The following is a 2,313-nucleotide window of genomic DNA, read 5'->3' on the forward strand; positions in this document are numbered from 1 at the left end:
AGGTGACCGAGGCGCACCTCGCCCGCATCGAGGCCGTCGACGAGAAGGTGCACGCCTTCCTCCACGTGGACCGGGAGGGCGCGCTCGCCCAGGCCCGCGCCGTGGACGCCCGCCGCGCGGCGGGCGAGAAGCTCGGCCCGCTGGCCGGCGTGCCGCTCGCGCTGAAGGACATCTTCACCACCGAGGGGGTGCCCACCACCTGCGGCTCGAAGATCCTCGAAGGCTGGATCCCGCCGTACGACGCCACCGTCACCCGCCGCCTCAAGGAGGCCGGCGTGGTGATCCTCGGCAAGACCAACATGGACGAGTTCGCCATGGGGTCCTCCACCGAGACCAGCGCGTACGGCCCCACCGGCAACCCGTGGGACCTCACCCGCATCCCCGGCGGCTCCGGCGGCGGCTCGGCCGCCGCGATCGCCTCCTACCAGGCGCCGCTGGCGCTCGGCACCGACACCGGCGGCTCGATCCGGCAGCCCGCCGCCGTCACCGGCACCGTCGGCGTCAAGCCCACCTACGGCGGGGTCTCCCGCTACGGCATGATCGCCTTCTCCTCCTCCCTCGACCAGGGCGGCCCGTGCGCCCGCACGGTGCTGGACGCCGCGCTGCTGCACGAGGCGATCGCCGGTCACGATCCGCTGGACTCCACCTCCATCGACGCCCCGGTGCCCGCGGTCGTCGAGGCGGCCCGCAACGGCTCGGTGGCGGGGCTGCGCGTCGGCGTGGTGAAGGAGTTCCGCGGCGAGGGCTACCAGGCCGGGGTGATGGCGCGCTTCGACGAGTCCGTCGAGCTGCTGCGCGAGCTGGGCGCCGAGGTCGTCGAGGTGTCCTGCCCGTCCTTCGACAAGGCCCTGGCCGCCTACTACCTCATCGCGCCCTCCGAGTGCTCCTCCAACCTGGCCCGCTTCGACGCCATGCGCTACGGGCTGCGGGTCGGCGACACCGGCGGGCGCTCCGCCGAGGAGGTCACCACCCTCACCCGCGGCGCCGGCTTCGGCGACGAGGTCAAGCGGCGCATCATGCTCGGCACGTACGCCCTGTCCTCGGGCTACTACGACGCGTACTACGGCAGCGCCCAGAAGGTGCGCACCCTCATCAGCCGCGACTTCGAGCGGGCGTTCGGCGACGTCGACGTGCTGGTCTCGCCGACCACCCCGACCACCGCGTTCGCGATCGGCGAGCGCGTGGACGACCCGATGGCCATGTACCTGGCCGACCTGTGCACCATCCCCACCAACCTGGCCGGCAACGCCGCCATGTCGCTGCCCTGCGGCCTCGCTGACGAGGACGGGCTGCCGGTGGGGCTGCAGATCATCGCGCCCGCGATGGCCGATGACCGGCTGTACCGCGTGGGAGCGGCCGTCGAGGCCGGCTTCCGGGCACGCTGGGGACACCCGTTGCTGGAGGAGGCACCCGCGCTATGACGAAGAAGCCCAAGTCCAAGGCCGGAACGTACCTGTCGATCGGCGCCACCCTGTTCGGCGCGTTCGGCGTGGTGAAGCAGCTGCGCACCGCCCGCGCGGAGCGCGACCCGCTGGAGATGGCCGACGCCATCATCTCGGCCGCCGGCCTGGTCACCGGTATCGCCCTGCTGAGCCGGGAGCTGCGCCGTATCAACCGGGAGGGCGATCCCGGCCTCCCCGAGCTGACCGACAGCGTGCGAGAGGTACGACCCCGTGACCGTGACTGACGACCTGGTGTCGTACGAGGACGCCCTGGCCTCCTACGACCCCGTCATGGGCCTGGAGGTCCATGTCGAACTCGGCACCGCGACCAAGATGTTCTGCGGCTGCGCGACCACTCTCGGCGCCGAGCCGAACTCCCAGACCTGCCCGACCTGTCTGGGCCTGCCCGGGGCGCTGCCCGTGGTCAACGCCGTCGGGGTGGAGTCCGCCATCCGGATCGGTCTCGCGCTGAACTGCGAGATCGCCGAGTGGTGCCGGTTCGCCCGGAAGAACTACTTCTATCCGGACATGCCGAAGAACTTCCAGACCTCGCAGTACGACGAGCCGATCGCGTTCAACGGCTACCTCGACGTGCAGCTGGAGGACGGCACCACCTTCCGGGTGGAGATCGAGCGCGCCCACATGGAGGAGGACACCGGCAAGTCCACCCACATCGGGGGCGCCGCCGGCCGCATCCACGGCGCCTCGCACTCGCTGCTCGACTACAACCGGGCCGGCATCCCGCTGATCGAGATCGTCACCAAGCCGATCACCGGCGCGGGGGAGCGGGCGCCCGAGGTGGCCAAGGCGTACGTCGCCGAGCTGCGCGAGCTGATCAAGGCGCTCGGCGTCTCCGAGGCCCGCATGGAGA

At 71.6% G+C, this 2,313-nt stretch carries 2 protein-coding genes and 1 pseudogene; all 3 read left to right on the top strand.

Translation table 11 applies throughout. From position 1 onward, the window contains the following. On the top strand, positions 1 to 1,421 hold a 1,421-nt coding region (gene gatA, locus ACFV5N_RS27130), incomplete at its 5' end, for an Asp-tRNA(Asn)/Glu-tRNA(Gln) amidotransferase subunit GatA (protein WP_385604978.1). After that, complete coding sequence (locus ACFV5N_RS27135; protein WP_385604981.1) at positions 1,418 to 1,687, top strand: hypothetical protein; 270 nt, start codon at positions 1,418 to 1,420, stop codon at positions 1,685 to 1,687. The genes gatA and ACFV5N_RS27135, both read left to right, overlap by 4 nt. Before the next feature lie 46 nt (positions 1,688 to 1,733). Next, positions 1,734 to 2,313 (top strand): annotated as a pseudogene (locus tag ACFV5N_RS27140) (Asp-tRNA(Asn)/Glu-tRNA(Gln) amidotransferase GatCAB subunit B); the annotation flags it as partial.

The sequence above is a fragment of the Streptomyces sp. NPDC059853 genome, assembly GCF_042731495.1.
Classification (GTDB): Bacteria; Actinomycetota; Actinomycetes; order Streptomycetales; family Streptomycetaceae; genus Streptomyces.

Excerpts from the sequence above, each read along its gene's own strand:
- ACFV5N_RS27135 (WP_385604981.1), top strand. The coding sequence starts at position 1,418 with ATGACGAAGAAGCCCAAGTCCAAGGCCGGAACGTACCTGTCGATCGGC.